This window comes from Micromonospora sp. NPDC051296 (genome assembly GCF_040682255.1).
Classification (GTDB): Bacteria; Actinomycetota; Actinomycetes; order Mycobacteriales; family Micromonosporaceae; genus Micromonospora; species Micromonospora craterilacus.
The window spans coordinates 1-13,971 of record NZ_JBFBAO010000172.1 but is presented as its reverse complement, the minus strand read 5'-3'; the positions used below and the strand labels follow the sequence as shown (position 1 = coordinate 13,971).

Annotated in this window: 9 protein-coding genes and 1 pseudogene; 4 read left to right on the top strand and 6 right to left on the bottom strand. The window is 73.2% G+C overall.

The genetic code is table 11. The features are described 5' to 3' along the window. Positions 1 to 301: pseudogene (locus AB0M52_RS18930) on the bottom strand (succinyl-diaminopimelate desuccinylase); the annotation flags it as partial. 71 nt (positions 302 to 372) lie between these two features. On the opposite strand from AB0M52_RS18930, the gene dapD reads away from it, so the two are divergent. Next, entirely contained in the window at positions 373 to 1,332 is a 960-nt protein-coding gene (dapD, locus tag AB0M52_RS18925; RefSeq protein ID WP_363955065.1) for a 2,3,4,5-tetrahydropyridine-2,6-dicarboxylate N-succinyltransferase, read from the top strand. Positions 1,333 to 1,438: 106 nt separating this feature from the next. Here dapD and AB0M52_RS18920 read toward each other — a convergent pair whose 3' ends face one another. Next, positions 1,439 to 4,774, bottom strand: a complete 3,336-nt coding sequence (locus AB0M52_RS18920) for a S8 family serine peptidase (protein ID WP_363955063.1) — start codon at positions 4,772 to 4,774, stop codon at positions 1,439 to 1,441. Positions 4,775 to 4,916: 142 nt separating this feature from the next. Between AB0M52_RS18920 and AB0M52_RS18915 the strand changes: the two genes are divergently transcribed. Both AB0M52_RS18915 and AB0M52_RS18910 read left to right on the top strand, forming a co-directional pair. Continuing rightward, positions 4,917 to 5,474 carry a sugar O-acetyltransferase gene (locus AB0M52_RS18915; protein WP_363955061.1) on the top strand — a complete coding sequence of 186 codons (558 nt, stop codon included), beginning with the start codon at positions 4,917 to 4,919 and terminating at the stop codon, positions 5,472 to 5,474. Between the two features lie 103 nt (positions 5,475 to 5,577). After that, complete coding sequence (locus tag AB0M52_RS18910) at positions 5,578 to 8,205, top strand: hypothetical protein (protein ID WP_363955058.1); 2,628 nt, start codon at positions 5,578 to 5,580, stop codon at positions 8,203 to 8,205. Here AB0M52_RS18910 and AB0M52_RS18905 read toward each other — a convergent pair. The 3 genes from AB0M52_RS18905 to AB0M52_RS18895 all read right to left on the bottom strand — a co-directional run bounded on the left by AB0M52_RS18905 (position 8,182) and on the right by AB0M52_RS18895 (position 10,647). Continuing rightward, complete coding sequence (locus AB0M52_RS18905; RefSeq protein WP_363955055.1) at positions 8,182 to 8,829, bottom strand: nucleoside/nucleotide kinase family protein; 648 nt, start codon at positions 8,827 to 8,829, stop codon at positions 8,182 to 8,184. The two genes, AB0M52_RS18910 and AB0M52_RS18905, sit on opposite strands and share 24 nt — an antisense overlap. Further along, positions 8,829 to 9,476, bottom strand: a complete 648-nt coding sequence (locus AB0M52_RS18900; protein WP_363955053.1) for an SIMPL domain-containing protein — start codon at positions 9,474 to 9,476, stop codon at positions 8,829 to 8,831. Before AB0M52_RS18900 ends, AB0M52_RS18905 begins: the two co-directional genes overlap by 1 nt. Before the next feature lie 154 nt (positions 9,477 to 9,630). Continuing rightward, positions 9,631 to 10,647: a prephenate dehydrogenase/arogenate dehydrogenase family protein gene (locus tag AB0M52_RS18895; RefSeq protein ID WP_363955051.1), complete on the bottom strand. Its 1,017-nt coding sequence runs from the start codon at positions 10,645 to 10,647 to the stop codon at positions 9,631 to 9,633. Positions 10,648 to 10,809: 162 nt separating this feature from the next. Here AB0M52_RS18895 and AB0M52_RS18890 point away from each other — a divergent pair, with 162 nt between their 5' ends. Then, positions 10,810 to 12,654 carry a M48 family metallopeptidase gene (locus tag AB0M52_RS18890; protein WP_363955049.1) on the top strand — a complete coding sequence of 615 codons (1,845 nt, stop codon included), beginning with the start codon at positions 10,810 to 10,812 and terminating at the stop codon, positions 12,652 to 12,654. 60 nt (positions 12,655 to 12,714) lie between these two features. Here the strand turns inward: AB0M52_RS18890 and dapC are convergent, their stop codons facing one another. Continuing rightward, positions 12,715 to 13,824 carry a succinyldiaminopimelate transaminase gene (dapC, locus tag AB0M52_RS18885; protein WP_363955067.1) on the bottom strand — a complete coding sequence of 370 codons (1,110 nt, stop codon included), beginning with the start codon at positions 13,822 to 13,824 and terminating at the stop codon, positions 12,715 to 12,717. Positions 13,825 to 13,971: the final 147 nt, after the last annotated feature.

Sequence of the window (13,971 nt, the reverse complement as noted above, 5' to 3'; positions counted from 1 at the left end):
TCATGTCCGAGGTGCCGCAGCCGTACATCAGATCGCCGCGCATGGTCGACGGGAAGTTGTTGTTCAGCGGAACGGTGTCCAGGTGCCCGGCCAGCACCACCCGGGAGGCCCGGCCCAGGTCGGTACGCGCCATCACGGTGTTGCCGTGCCGGTAGGTGGCCAGGTGCGGCACTCCCCGCAGGACCTCCTCGACGCAGTCGGCGATGACCTTCTCGTTGAGGGACACGGACTCTATGTCGACCAGGGCGCGGGTCAACGCCACCGGATCGGCGAGGACCTCGGGGGTAAGCGGGTTCTCCATGGTCCGCACGGTACCGTCACAACCGGCGACCGCGAGACGCGAGCCCGCAGCAGGGAACGAGAGGTGAGTAAGTGACGTCCACACAATCCGCGTGGGGCATCGGCCTGGCCACCGTCACCGCCGACGACCAGGTGCTCGACACCTGGTACCCGACTGGCAAGCTGGGTCTCGGGGAGCTGCCGCTGGTGCCCGGCGAGGACGAGGCCGACGTACTGGACCTGCCGCCGGGTGCGATCGGTGACCGGGGCCTGCCGGGTCTGCGTACCGTCCAGGTGGTCACCGTGATCGGCTCGCTGGACGACCCGATCAAGGACGCGGGCGACGCGTACCTGCGGCTGCACCTGCTCTCCCACCGCCTGGTCCGGCCCAACGAGCTCAACCTCGACGGCATCTTCGGCAAGTTGGCCAACGTGGCCTGGACCTCCGCCGGGCCGTGCCCGCCGGAGCGGGTGGACGAGCTGCGCGTGATCGAGCGGGCCGCCGGCCGCTACCTGGCCGTGTACGGGGTGGACAAGTTCCCCCGGATGACCGACTACGTGGTGCCCTCGGGCGTGCGGATCGCCGACGCCGACCGGGTCCGCCTCGGCGCGCACCTGGCCGCCGGCACCACGGTCATGCACGAGGGCTTCGTCAACTTCAACGCCGGCACGCTCGGCACCTCGATGGTCGAGGGCCGGATCGTGCAGGGCGTGGTGGTCGCCGACGGCTCGGACATCGGCGGCGGCGCCTCCATCATGGGCACGCTCTCCGGCGGCGGCACCGACAAGGTACGCATCGGCGAGCGCAGCCTGATCGGGGCGAACGCCGGTGTCGGCATCTCACTCGGCGACGACTGCGTGGTCGAGGCCGGCTGCTACATCACCGCCGCCTCGAAGATCACTCTGCCGGACGGCCGGGTGGTCAAGGCCCGTGAGCTGTCCGGCGTCGACGGGCTGCTGTTCTGGCGCAACTCGGTCACCGGCGCGCTGGAGGCCCGGCCGCGTACCGGCCGGGGCATCGAGCTGAACGCCGCCCTGCACGCCAACGACTGACCAGCAAGGAAGGGCCCCTTCTTAACGCCTCGCGTATAGGAAGGGGCCCTTCTTAGCACCCGTCCCCCGGTGGCCCCGCCGGTGCGGCGGGGCCACCGGGTACGGCTCACCGCAGGCGGTACGCCTGGATGATCCGCTGGGTCACCGTGTTGCCGGCGGTGTCCCGGGCGCTGGCCCGCAGCGACACGTGGCCGGCGGCCCTCGGGTGCTGCACCGTGGCCTTCCACTCACTACCGGTCTTCTTCACCTGGGCACTCCGCCAGGTCTTCCCACCGTCATAGGAGACCTCGACGGTCAGCGACGCGATCTTCGCCGCCGGGGTACCCGGCTGTGGTTCCACCCGGACCGGGATGTGGAAGGTCCGGCCGGTCGGCGCGGCGTGCTGCCCGTCCAGCTTCGGCGCGAATCTGATCACCGAGGCGGGTAGCCGGGCGAAATCGTCGCCGCTGACGTGCCCGGACCGGAAGGTCCACGTGGCGGCGACCTCGGTGCTCAGGTCGGTGAAGCTTCGCTTCGCCGACGTCTCCAGCCGATACGCCGCCTCCCCGGCCGGCACCTCGAACACCGCCCAGCCGTGTTCCGGGGTCTCCCCGACCAGCTGGCCATTGCGGTACAGCGCGGTGCGCGCGGTGTCCGCGACCGACCCGCCGGCGTGCCCCTGTACGTCGCTGTGCAGTGGCACGTCCAGGATCATCGTGTCGCCCTGGCGGGTGAGGCCCTGCCCCGGCCAGCGGGGCGCCGGGAAGGAGGGCCCGTACGGCGCGCCGTTCCAGCTCTCCCGGTACTGTCGGCCGCCCTTGTACGCCGTCGGGTCCGCGCGCAGGGCCGCCACCAGGTCGAGCCACGGTCCCTCGGTCGGCGTGCCGAAGGCCAGCTCGGAGGACCAGCGCATGCCCTTGGCGGAGTAGTGCTCGACCCGCTGCCCGGGCACCGCGGCCGGCAGGACAACCGCCCAGCCACCCAGGTCGGGCTCGAACACGGGATAGACGACCCGCTCGGCGAGCTGGCCCGGGTAACCGGTCGGGAAGGTGTGCGTGACCGTGGCGAGGTCACGCTTCTGGTAGTGCCGGGTCAGCCCGGACGGCATCCGGCCGGGGAAACTCTCGCCAAGGCCGTAGAAGTACGGGCTGCTGGCCGCCTCCACGTCAGCCCACTGGCTGGCCACCGTGGCGACGAACTGCTCCGGTGACACCGCCCGACCGAGCTGGCCGCTGGCGAGGCCGGTGAAGTCGAGGCCGAGCAGGCCGAAGCCGGCACCACCGTCGTCGAGAATGAAGTTCGCTCCGATGTCGACCAGCGCCGGCGTCGCCGCCCGGTCCGGCACGGTCATCCGCACCGGCCCCGCCTTGCGCCCGTCGACGGTGACCTCGGTGTCCCGCTCCAGCGTCAGTTCGGGCTGAACCATCAACGCGACGCTCTCCCCGTCCGACCCGAACAGGTAGCTCGCCAGCCCGTACCGCCCCTTGGGCAGGCGCACCTCGGCGGTGCCGTCCGGGTCGTACGCGAAGTTGTAGCTGAAGTCCGACAGCCCGAGCAGGATGGTGGCGTAGTCGGCCGCCGGCGCACCCGCGCTGTCCAGGTGCCGGACGGTCAGGGTGTAGCTCTCGACCTCCTTGTTGACGGCCAACGGGGTGATCGCCGCGATGTCGCCGGAACGGGCGACGATCCGGCCGGTGTAGTGACCGTCCGGGCTGTCGATACTGGTGTCGGCCGTGACCGTGGCCGACGCAGTGCCGCCGGCCGGCACCACGACCCGCTGGGTGCTCAGCACGAACATGCCGGCCGGCACCGGTGCGCCGCCAGGCCCGGTGGCCTCGACGGTGAGGTCCAGCGTGAGCGCCTCCGGCCCGGTGTTGCGCCAGCTCAGCTCCCGGGTGACCGGCTCGTCGTCGTGGTGCGGCCAGAGCGTCCGGCCGAACGAGACGCTCGCCGGCTCGCTGACCAGCGACTGGTTGATCGCCCGGGCCACGTCGACCCGGCCGGCGCCCTGCTGGAACGCGGTCAGCTCCGGGTGGGGGTCGGCCGAGGCCATCAGGGTCGCCTTGAGCTGCTCCGCCGTCGCGCCGCCGCGCTGCTGGGCGAGCAGCGCCGCCGCCCCGGCGACGTGCGGCGCGGACATCGAGGTGCCGGAGAGCGAGAGGTAACGGTCCCCGACCGGGGTTCCGATCTGCGCCCCTGCGCTCCGGGCGGCGACGATGTCCACCCCGGGGGCGGTGAGGTCGGGCTTGAGCGCGTCGTCGCCGACCCGTGGGCCCTGGCTGGAGAAGCCGGCGAGTTGGTCGTCGCGGTCGACCGCGCCGACGGCGAGCGCCGCGTCGGCGCTGGCCGGCGAGCCGATCGAGCCGACCGCGCCGTCGTTGCCGGCCGAGATCACGAAGAGCGCTCCGGTCTGCTCGGTCAGCGTGTTCACCGCCTCCTCCAGGGGATCGATCTCCGGCGTGTCCATCCCACCGAGGCTCAGGTTGATCACGTCGGCCCGCTGGTCGACTGCGGCCCACTGCATGCCGGCCAGGATGGCCGACTCGGTGCACCCGTAGACCTCGCAGACCTTGCCGGAGAGCAGGGTCGCGTCCGGCGCGACGCCCCGGTACCGGCCGCCGGAGGCGGTGCCGCTGCCGGCGATGATCGAGGCGACGTGGGTGCCGTGTCCCACCAGGTCACCCGGGTTCGTCTCCTCGGTGAAGTTCTGCGCCTCGGCGACCCGGCCGGCCAGGTCCGGATGCCCGGCGTCGATCCCGGTGTCCAGCACCGCCACCCGTACCCCCTGGCCGGTGAAGCCGGCCTGGTGGGCGGCGGGTGCGCCGATCTGGGGCACGCTGTGCTCCAGCGTCAACTGTCGCCTGCCGTCGAGCCAGATCCGCTCGACACCCCCCGCCGCGTCGATCCGGGCGGCGCTTCCGGCGACGGCGGCCCACACCTGGCCCGCCTGTCGCTTCTCCGCGGTGGCCGCGACCGCGCCGATGGCCGCCAGGTCACCGGTGACGGTCACCCCGCCGGGTGCGCCGCCACGCCGTGCCGCGCCCGCCTGGTACTTCATGATCAGGGGCAGGTCGTCGCGACGGGCGTCGTCGTAGCCGGCGGCGATCAGCCCGGTCACGTCGAAGAGCCGGCGGTCGACCCGGCCGTCGCGGATCAGTGGCAGGGCGTCCTGCGGCACCACCCAGAGGTGTTCCTGGTCTCGCAGGGTGAGGAAGCGGACGCCGGAACGTCCCTCGGCCGGGCGTACGCTCGCCGCGCCGGCCGCGCTGACGGTCACCTGGTCACCGGTGAGCAGCGTGACGGTGGTCGACCGACCGGCCGGCGCCGGCTGGCCGGTGGCGGTGTTGGCGGAGAGCATGGCCGTCGAGGCCGGCTGGGACGGCTTGGCCGTGGCCGCGCCCGGCACCCCGAGCACCAGACCCAGCACGAGTCCAATGGCGGTCAGTCTGCTTTTTCGTGGCAACTGATCCTCCTTACCAGAGCGTTGTTATCGATGAGGAACCTCATCGATACCTGCCAGAATTGCATACCGAGTATGTAATGAGGAGTCAAGGATGTGACGAAGTTAATTCCGCACCCCGGCCCACAGCGGCATGATCGGACGGGTGACGTCCATGAAGGAACGCATGCTGGCCGGCGAGCCCTACATCGCCGAGGGGCCGGAGATCGCCGCCGACCTCGACCGCGCCGCTCGGCTGATGGAGCGGTTCAACACCAGCTCCGCCGACGACCCCGACGACCGCCGGGCCGCGCTGCGTGAACTGCTCGGCGAACTCGGCGAGGACACCTGGATCCGGCCACCGTTCTACTGCGACTACGGCTGGAACATCCGGATCGGCCCGCGCAGCTTCGTCAACTTCCACGCGGTCTTCCTGGACGTCGCGCCGATCACTCTCGGCGCCGACGTGCAGGTCGGTCCGAACGTGCAACTGCTCACCCCGACCCACCCGGTGGACCCGGAGCCGCGCCGGGCGAAATGGGAGGCGGCCCAGCCCATCACCATCGGCGACAACGTCTGGCTGGGCGGCGGCGCGATCGTCCTCGCCGGAGTCACGGTAGGTGACAACACAGTCGTCGGCGCGGGCGCCGTGGTGACCCGGGACCTGCCGGCCAATGTGGTCGCCGTCGGCAACCCCGCCCGCCCGGTACGCCAGATCAGCTGACCCCGACACCCCCTTTCACCTGCACAAACACCGTCCCGGCCGGTGGCACTGGACGCAGAAATCGAGCACCCTGGGTGGCAGAGTCGTCACCGGGAGGCTTGGCATGGGCGGTCAGATCCTCGAACTGCGCGTACACGGAGTGTCCAACACGCCGCCCTCCGAGACCCTGGGACTGACGCCGGACCCGGGCGGCGAGGCACCTCAGCCACGGCTGGTGGCCGGCGGCCCGGTCACCGGCTTCTACCGCTCCGCCACCGCCTCGCCGCACGACCCGATCGTCGTCGAGGCGTACAGCTGGGGGCAGTTGACCTCGGGCGCGCGGACCGCGCGCGACGTGGAGCGGGCCCTGTGGACGCTGCTGTTGCCGTTCACCCTGGCCAACGTGGCGCTGCACGCCCGGCCCGGGATACCGGCCGACCCGACCACCGAGCGGCTGGCCAGCCGCTCTGGGATCACCGCCTGGCTGATCCGGCTGTTCTGCCTGAGCCTGACCAGCACACCGGTGCTGGCGCTGACCGGCGTCGGCGTCGACCTCATCGGCTGGCAGTGCGTGGACCAGACCTGCCTGAGCCGGATTCCCGGGCCGTGGGACTTCCTCGCCAGCCCCTGGTGGCAGCAGGGCGGACGGGCGCTCGCCGTCGGCCTGACCGTGCCGCTCGCCCTGATCGCGGTACTCGGCATCGTCGCCTGGCGCACCTACCAGTACGAGGCGGTCATGCCCGCCGATCCGGTGAACCCGCCAGCACGCCAGACACCCACGCCGGTCGACGCCGAGGTGCTGCCCAGCCAGCCGGTCGACGCGCCACCACCGGCCGCGGAGAAGCCGCCCGGCCCGCCCGCCAACCCACTCGAAGACCCCACCTTCTGGTGGGGCGAGGGACAGTTGCGCCGGGCGGCGGTGCTGCACCTGTGCACGGGCGCGGTGGTGGCGGCGGCGGTCCCGCTCGGCAGCATCCTGGTGTTGGACCCGCCGCAGGGTGCACGGGCAGCGGTCGCCTGGCCCACCGTGGCGATGCTCGCCGCGGTCGTGGCGATCGCGCTGGTGGCGATCGGCCGCCCCTACCTGACCCGGCGCTCCGGGGCCACCCCGCTTGGCCACTGGACCGTCGCGGTCACCGTGCTCACCGTGCTCGGGCTGGCCGGCACCGTGCTGGTGCTGCTGCTGCCCGACGGCGCGGCCGGCACCCCACTGGCCGGCCTGCGCCCGCCGGCCGGGTGCGACACCGCACCGTTCCTGCCCGGGTGCCGGGAGGACCGCTCGCTGCCGGGCTTCGACGGGATCATCGCGTGGCTGGTCACCGGCCAGCTGTTGCTGCTCATCGCCGTCGGCACCACCGCCCGCTCCGGCCGCCGGGGGCTCGCCGCACCCGTCGCCGCCGCGCTGCTGATCGCCGCCGGCGCCGCCTGGAACCACGGCTGGCTGCCCGCCGTCGGGCCCGCCCCGCTCGACGTGTGGCAGCTCGCCCTGCCGGTGCTGGCCGTCGCCGTGACCGGGCTGATGCTGCCGCGAATCCGCCCCAGCGACGCGAAGCAGCCGCTGGAGCCGTACACCGACCTGGCCTGGCGGGGCCGCGCTCCGGCCGTCATCGCCGGCTTCGGCTGGCTGCTCTGCCTCGCGTACTGCACGGGGCTGGTCTACTGGGTCACCGACCACCTCAACGGGGAGGTCCCGCCCGGCGGCCGTCCGACTGTGGTCCCCCCGGCCCCGACGACGTGGGTCGGGCTGAGCTTCGCCGTCGCGTTGGTCGCCCTCGCCCTGGTCGCCACCCGTGCCGTCGTGCTGTTCCACCGGCTGCGCAAGCAGGAGTACGCCGAGCTGACGGCGAGCGACAAACGACTCTCCGCCCACGATCTGCGCCGTGCTCGGGACGTCAGCGCCCATCGCGCCATCCACCGGCTGGTCGGCGAGCACGCCCTGCGCCTGATCGGCTGGTACGCCGGCGCGCTGGCCCTGCTGGCCGCCCTCTGCTGCGTGGCGGTCCTCTCCCCGGTCCATCCCGATCAGATGTCGACGACCGGCCCCACGGCCGTGGTCAGGGGAGTCGCCGACCTGGGCGACTCGCTACTGGGCTGGCTGCCGGTGGCGGTCGCCGCCGTCGGCCTGCTCGTCTACCGCAACGACACCGTCCGACGCTCGGTCGGGGTGCTCTGGGACGTGGGGACGTTCTGGCCCCGCGCCGCGCACCCACTCGCCCCACCCAGCTACGCCGAGCGGGCCGTGCCCGAACTGCTCACCCGCACCGCCGGCCTGCTCGCGTTGGCCGAGCACGATCCGCGCCGGATGGACGGCATCATCCTGTCCGGCCACAGCCAGGGCACGGTGATCTGCACCGCGGTCATCCTCCAGCTGCCCAACCGCTGGCGCCGACGGATCTGGTTCTTCTCCTACGGCTGCCAGCTGACCCGGCTCTACGGCCGGGTCTTCCCCGCGTACTTCGGGCCGGACCGGTTGCCGGAGCTGACCCGGGCGCTGACCCGCCCCTCCGGCGGAATCGGCTGGACGAACTTCTGGCGGGACACCGACCCGCTCGGCTGGCCGGTCACCGCCGGGGAACGGGACGTGGCCGTCACCGACCCCGAGGCGCTGCACCCCAGCGACGGTGAGGTGGCCGACCCGCCGATCCGCAGCCACAGCGGCTACCCGGAGGCCGCCGAGTTCCAGCGGGAACGGTCCCGGGTTGCCTGGCTGCTCCGGCGGGCGGTGCCGTCACCCAGGCGGGGGCTCGGCTAGGCGTACCACCAGGTCGGCACGGTCGGCGGTGCCGACCACCAACGCCGCGTTGACCTCGTCGCTGCCCAGCGCCCAGCTGCGGGCCTCCTGCGCCGACCGCCCGTACGCGACGTGCCGCGCGACCAACCGGCGCTGCCGCAGATCGGCGTCCAGATCCAGGAACCACGCATCGTGCAGCAGCGCGCGTACCTCGTCCCAGGGCCAGTCCGGGATCAACAGGTAGTTGCCCTCGGTCACCACCAGCCGGACCTCCGGCGACACCTCGATCGCCCCGGCGATCGGCTCCTCCAGGTCCCGGCGGAACTCCGGCGCCCACACCGAGGTCGGTTCCTTGCGCCGCAGCCGGCGCAGCAGCGACACATAGCCGTTGGCGTCGAAGGTGTCGATCGCGCCCTTGCGGGCGGCCCGACCCATCCGGTGCAGCTCCGCCTGGGCGAGGTGGAAGCCGTCCATCGGCACCAGCCGGGCGGCCGGGCCGACCGCCGCCACCACCTGCGCGGCCAACGTGGACTTGCCCGCGCCGGGGGCACCGGTGATGCCGAGCAGTTGGCGCGGGCCGGCCTCGGCGAGCGCGCGGGCGCGGGCCAGCAGCTCCTCGACGGGCAGCACCTGGGCGGCGGGCATCAGGACAGGACCGGTTGGCTGATCGCGAAGCGGGCCCGTACCGCCGCATGCACACCCTGCGGCTGCGGATCGAGCTCCAGCTCAGGTGGGCCACCGCCCGCGACGCCACCGGCCTCGAACGCCATCCGGGCCATCATCGGCTGCCCGGTGCCGCCCTCGTCGGCCAGCTCGATCAGGTCGGTGACCTGGGCGCCGAGCGCCTCGGCGTACTCCCGGGCCCGCTGCAACGCGTCGGCGATCGCGGCGTGCCGGGCCTCCCGGTAGGTCGGGCTGTCGGGACGCAGCGACCACCACGGCCCGGCCACCTCGACCTGGTCCTGGTCGGCCAGGCGCAGCATCAGCTCACCCAGCGCGGTGAAGTCGGTGACCGTCACCGTGGTGACCACTGAACCGTGCCACGCCACCACCCGCTCCCCGGAGCGTCGCGTCTCCGGCCGCACCCGCAGATCGCCGGTCTCCCGGCGGTCGATCGCCGGTTCGGCGGAATCGAGCAGCACCCGGACGGCGGCGGCCCGCTCGGCCAGCCGGGTCAGGGTGGCCTCCCGGTCCCGGTCCCGGGCGAGCGCGGTCACCGCGAACCGGGCGACCTCCGGAGCGACCTCGCGGTACGCCTCGCCGCGTACCGTCACCACCGGTCCGTCCACCATGCCCTCACCCTAGCGGCGGGTCCCACGCCGCGCCCACCGATGTGGCGTGGCGCCCGCCGGGCCGGGACTCGGCGTCCGTCCGGTCGATCGTTGGCGGTCCGGCCACCCGACACGCCGGCGCGGCAGCCGCTGAGCCGCCACCGACCAGCGGCGGTCAGCCGGGGTACGGAAGGTGGGCGGTGTACGAGACGGTGCCGGCGTCCACCCGGCACCCGCTGAGGTGGCCGCCCGCCGCTCCCACCCCGCACAGCCAGGACACCTCGTCGGTGCGCTCGCCGCCGGCCGGGAACGACCGGAGCTGCTCGTGGTACGACCGGCCGGCCAGCGCGGCGCGGGCATCGCCGGCCTCGGCGTACCGGGCGGTGAGCGCGTCGGCGTCGCCGGCCCGGAGCGCACCGGCCAGCTCGTCGAGGAAGGCGGTGACCTCGGCCAGCGCGGCCAGCACCTCGTCGCGGTTGCCGCGCAGCATGTTCGCGGTGCGCTGGGGTGGGGTGCCGGCGACCCGGGAGCCGTCGCGAAAGCTGCCGGCGGCCAGCGTGAGGACCGCGTCGCGCAGCGGCGACCGCTCGGCCGCACCGGCCAGCGCCCCGGCGAGCAGGTGCGGCACGTGCGAGGCGAGCGCCACCACCGCGTCGTGCTGGTCCGCCGCCATCGGCACCACCCGGGCGGCGAAGACCTCGGTGACCAGGGCGGCGAGCCGGCGGAACGCGGCCAGCCCGTCCGGTGCGGGGCAGAGCACCCAGGCGGCACCGGCGAACAGCTCCGGCAGCGCCGCGCCCAGGCCCGCCCGGTCGGTGCCGGCCATCGGATGGCCGGGGACGAACCGGTGGGTCAGCCCGCGCGACCCGGCGAACGCCGCCAGCTCCGCCTTGGTGCTGCCGACATCGGTGAGCAGGCAGTCCTCGCTGGTCGCCGCGGCGACCTCGACCAGGGTCGCCGGCAGGGTGGGCAGCGGCCCGCCGAGGAAGACCACGTCCCGGTCGGTGACCGCGTCGACCAGCCGCTCCGCGGTCGGTACGCCGGTCGACCGGGCCTGCCGGCGGGTCGTCTCGTCCGGGTCCCAGCCGGTCACGTCCAGACCGGCGGCGTGCAGCCGGAGCAGCACCGACCCGCCGATCAGGCCGGTGCCGACCACCGCGACCCGTACCGGCGCATCCGGCCCGTCCACCATCCGCACACCTCGGCGTTCCTGCTCGGGTACGGGGCCGGCTGGCCCCGACCGGGCCGAGGATATCGCCCGGGCCGGAAGGGGGGTTGTCCGGAGAAGATCCACGTCGTACGGTCCCCTGCGCCGCCCGCCACCCCGGCGGGCCTCAACGGGGAAGGAACGACCATGGCCGCGACGTACCGGGCCCTCGCCTCGGTGGTCATGTTGATCGGGTTCTACGTGGTCGCGCTGCTCCAGCTCGCTGCTGTCGGCGCGCTCTTCTACTGGATCGCCAGCAAGACCAACGGATTGGCGGCCACCAAGCTGCTGCTGCCGCTGATCGTCGCGCTGGGCGCAGTGGCCGTCGGGCTCTGGAAGGCAATCCGTACCAAGCACGAGCCAGCACCGGGCCTGGTGCTCGACGAGCGGGAGGCGCCGCAGCTCTGGGCCACCGTCCGCGAGCTGGCCACCGCGGTCGGCACCCGCGCGCCGGACGAGATCCGGCTGGTGCCCGAGGTGAACGCGGCGGTCAGCGAGCAGAGCCGGCTGCTCGGCCTGATCGGCGGGCGGCGCACCCTGTACGTCGGCCTGCCGCTGCTCCAGGGGCTGCGGGTCGACCAGCTCCGCTCGGTGCTGGCGCACGAGCTGGGCCACTACTCGGGCAGCCACACCCGGCTCGGTGCGGTGGCCTACCGGGGCCGGGTGGCGATCGGGAGCACCATCGAGCGGATCAAGCCACGCAACCCGATCGGACTGGTCTTCAAGGGCTACGCCAAGCTCTACCTGATGGTCGACAACGCCGCCTCGCGGCGCCAGGAACTGGAGGCGGACCGCGCGTCGGTGCAGCTCGCCGGCCACGAGGCGGCCACCTCCGCGCTGCGCAACCTGCCGGCACTCGATGCCGCCTGGAACTTCTACATGGGAAGTTACGTGCAGTCCGGCTGGCAGGCCGGACTGGCCCCGGACGATCTGTTCGGCGGCTTCGGGCAGCTGCTCGACGGTCGCCGGGAGGCGATCGACCAGCTCCGGCAGGAGACGCCCGACCGGGAACCGTCGCGGTGGGACACCCATCCGCCGATCGGCATCCGGATCGACGCGATGGCACAACTGCCGGCCGGTGTCGTGGCGGCGGACGACCGCGCGGCCGGTGTCCTGCTCACCGACGTGAGCGACGCCGGCCGACGGCTCCAAGGCCTCGTGGTCGACCAGGGTGACCGCCAGGTGCTGCCCTGGGCGGAGTTCACCCACGCCTCGATCGCCGCCGGGATGCAGCGGCAGGTCGACGGCATCTACCGGGCGGCCGGCCGGTTCACCGGCAGCGCCGAGCCGGGCCTGAACACCATCCTCGACCTAGTCCGGGAGAGCCGGCTCGGCGAGTTCGCCGAGCAGTTCTTCGGCGACGCCACCCGCGAGGAGGCGGCGATCCGCTTCGCCGGGCCGATGGAGATGTTGCTCGACAACGCCGCCGTCCGGGCCGGCCAGGCCCGCTACCAGTTGTCCTGGACCGGTCCGGCCCAGTTCGTCGGCGCCGACGGCGAGCCGCTGGACCTCGCCGAGATCGCCAAGCTCGCGGTCGACCCGCAGACCCTGGACGAGGCGCTGGCCCGGCTGACCGAGCTGGGCATCGACCCGGCCGGCGCGACCGTCGTGCAGCGCCGGGCCACCGCCGACAACGCCGGCGTGATCGGCGCCATCGGCAACGTGAAGATCGACGGCGTGCAGCACGACCTGCTGGTGCTCGATCGGGGTCTGATCACGGTCGCCGACCCGGGCAAGGCCGGCGACGGCGAGAAGCGACTCAAGGCCCTGCTCGAATCGGCACCGGTGGAGAAGCTGGCGGCCTGGCACCAGTTCCTGCCGTACGAGGAGGTGCGGTCGGTGACGGTGACCAAGGAGATCCCGCTGAAGGCCGAGCTGACGCTGCACGACGGTCGGGTGATGACCATGCAGGAGCTGTTCGGCAGCGTGCTGCTGGAGCGGCGCAGCCGGGACAACCTGCTGCGGGTGTTCGAACGGATCAACGAGGACTGACCCGGGACCCGATCGAGGCCCGCTTCCCGACCTCGGGGAGCGGGCCTCGCGGTTGTCGGGTCAAGCTTGCGCGAGCCGGGCGGCGACGGCGGCGATCCGCTCGTCGGACTCGGTCAGCGCGGCCCGGACGTACTGCCGGGCACCTGGGCCGTAGAAGACACCGGCGGCGACCAGGATCCCCCGCCGGGCCAGCCAGTCGACGGTGGCCCAGCAGTCCTCGCCGCGGGTGAGCCAGAGGTAGAGCCCGGCCTCGGAGTGTTCCACGGTGAAGCCGGCGCCGGTGAACGCCGCCCGCAGCACCTCGCGTCGCGCACGGTAGCGCTCGCGCTGCTCGTCGGCGTGCCGCTCGTCGCGCAGAGCGGCCACCATGGCCGCCTGCACCGGTGCGGGCACGATCATCCCCGCGTGCTTACGGATCTTGAGCAGCTCGGCCACCAGAGCCGGGTCACCGGCGACGAAGCCGGCCCGGTAGCCGGCGAGATTGGAGCGCTTGGACAGCGAATGCACCGCCAGCACCGAGTCGTACGAGCCGCCGCACACCTCGGGCGAGAGCACCGAGACCGGCTCGGCATCCCAGCCCAGCGGCAGGTAGCACTCGTCGCTGGCGACCACCGCGCCGCGCTCCCGGGCCCAGTCCACCATCTTGCGCAGGTGTGTCGCGGGCAACACCCGGCCGGTCGGGTTGCCCGGCGAGTTGACCCAGACGAGGCGTACCCGGGAGGTCGGACCGACGGCGGTCAGTGAGTCGGCGCGTACGGTCGTGGCTCCGACCAGCCGCGCGCCGTCCTCATACGTCGGGTAGGCGACCGACGGCACCACCACGACATCGCCGGGACCCACCCCGAGCAGGGTGGGCAACCAGGCGACCAGCTCCTTGGAGCCGATTGTCGGAAGCACCCCGAGCCCGTCGACGCCGGCGCCGCAGGCCCGGGCCACCCAGGCCGCGATCGCGTCCCGCAGCGCCGGAGTGCCGGCGGTCAGCGGATAACCCGGGGCGTCGGACGCGTCGGAGAGGGCCAGCCGGATCACCTCCGGCACCGGGTCGACCGGCGTACCCATGGAAAGGTTGATCAGGCCGTCCGGATGCGCCGCGGCCAGGGCGGCCGCGGCGTCCAGGGTGTCCCAGGTGAACTCGGGCAGCCGCGACGAGACCGGCGCGGGGGCGTTCAGTGGCCCTCGCCGCGCGGCGGCTGCGCGGCGACGAAGGTCGCGTCCTTCTCCACCTTGCCGCGCGTGGTGTTGCCGCTGATCACGCTGTCGTCCATCGGCAGCAGGCCCTGCACGGTGGAGATGCCACCGCCGGAGACCGTGGCGACG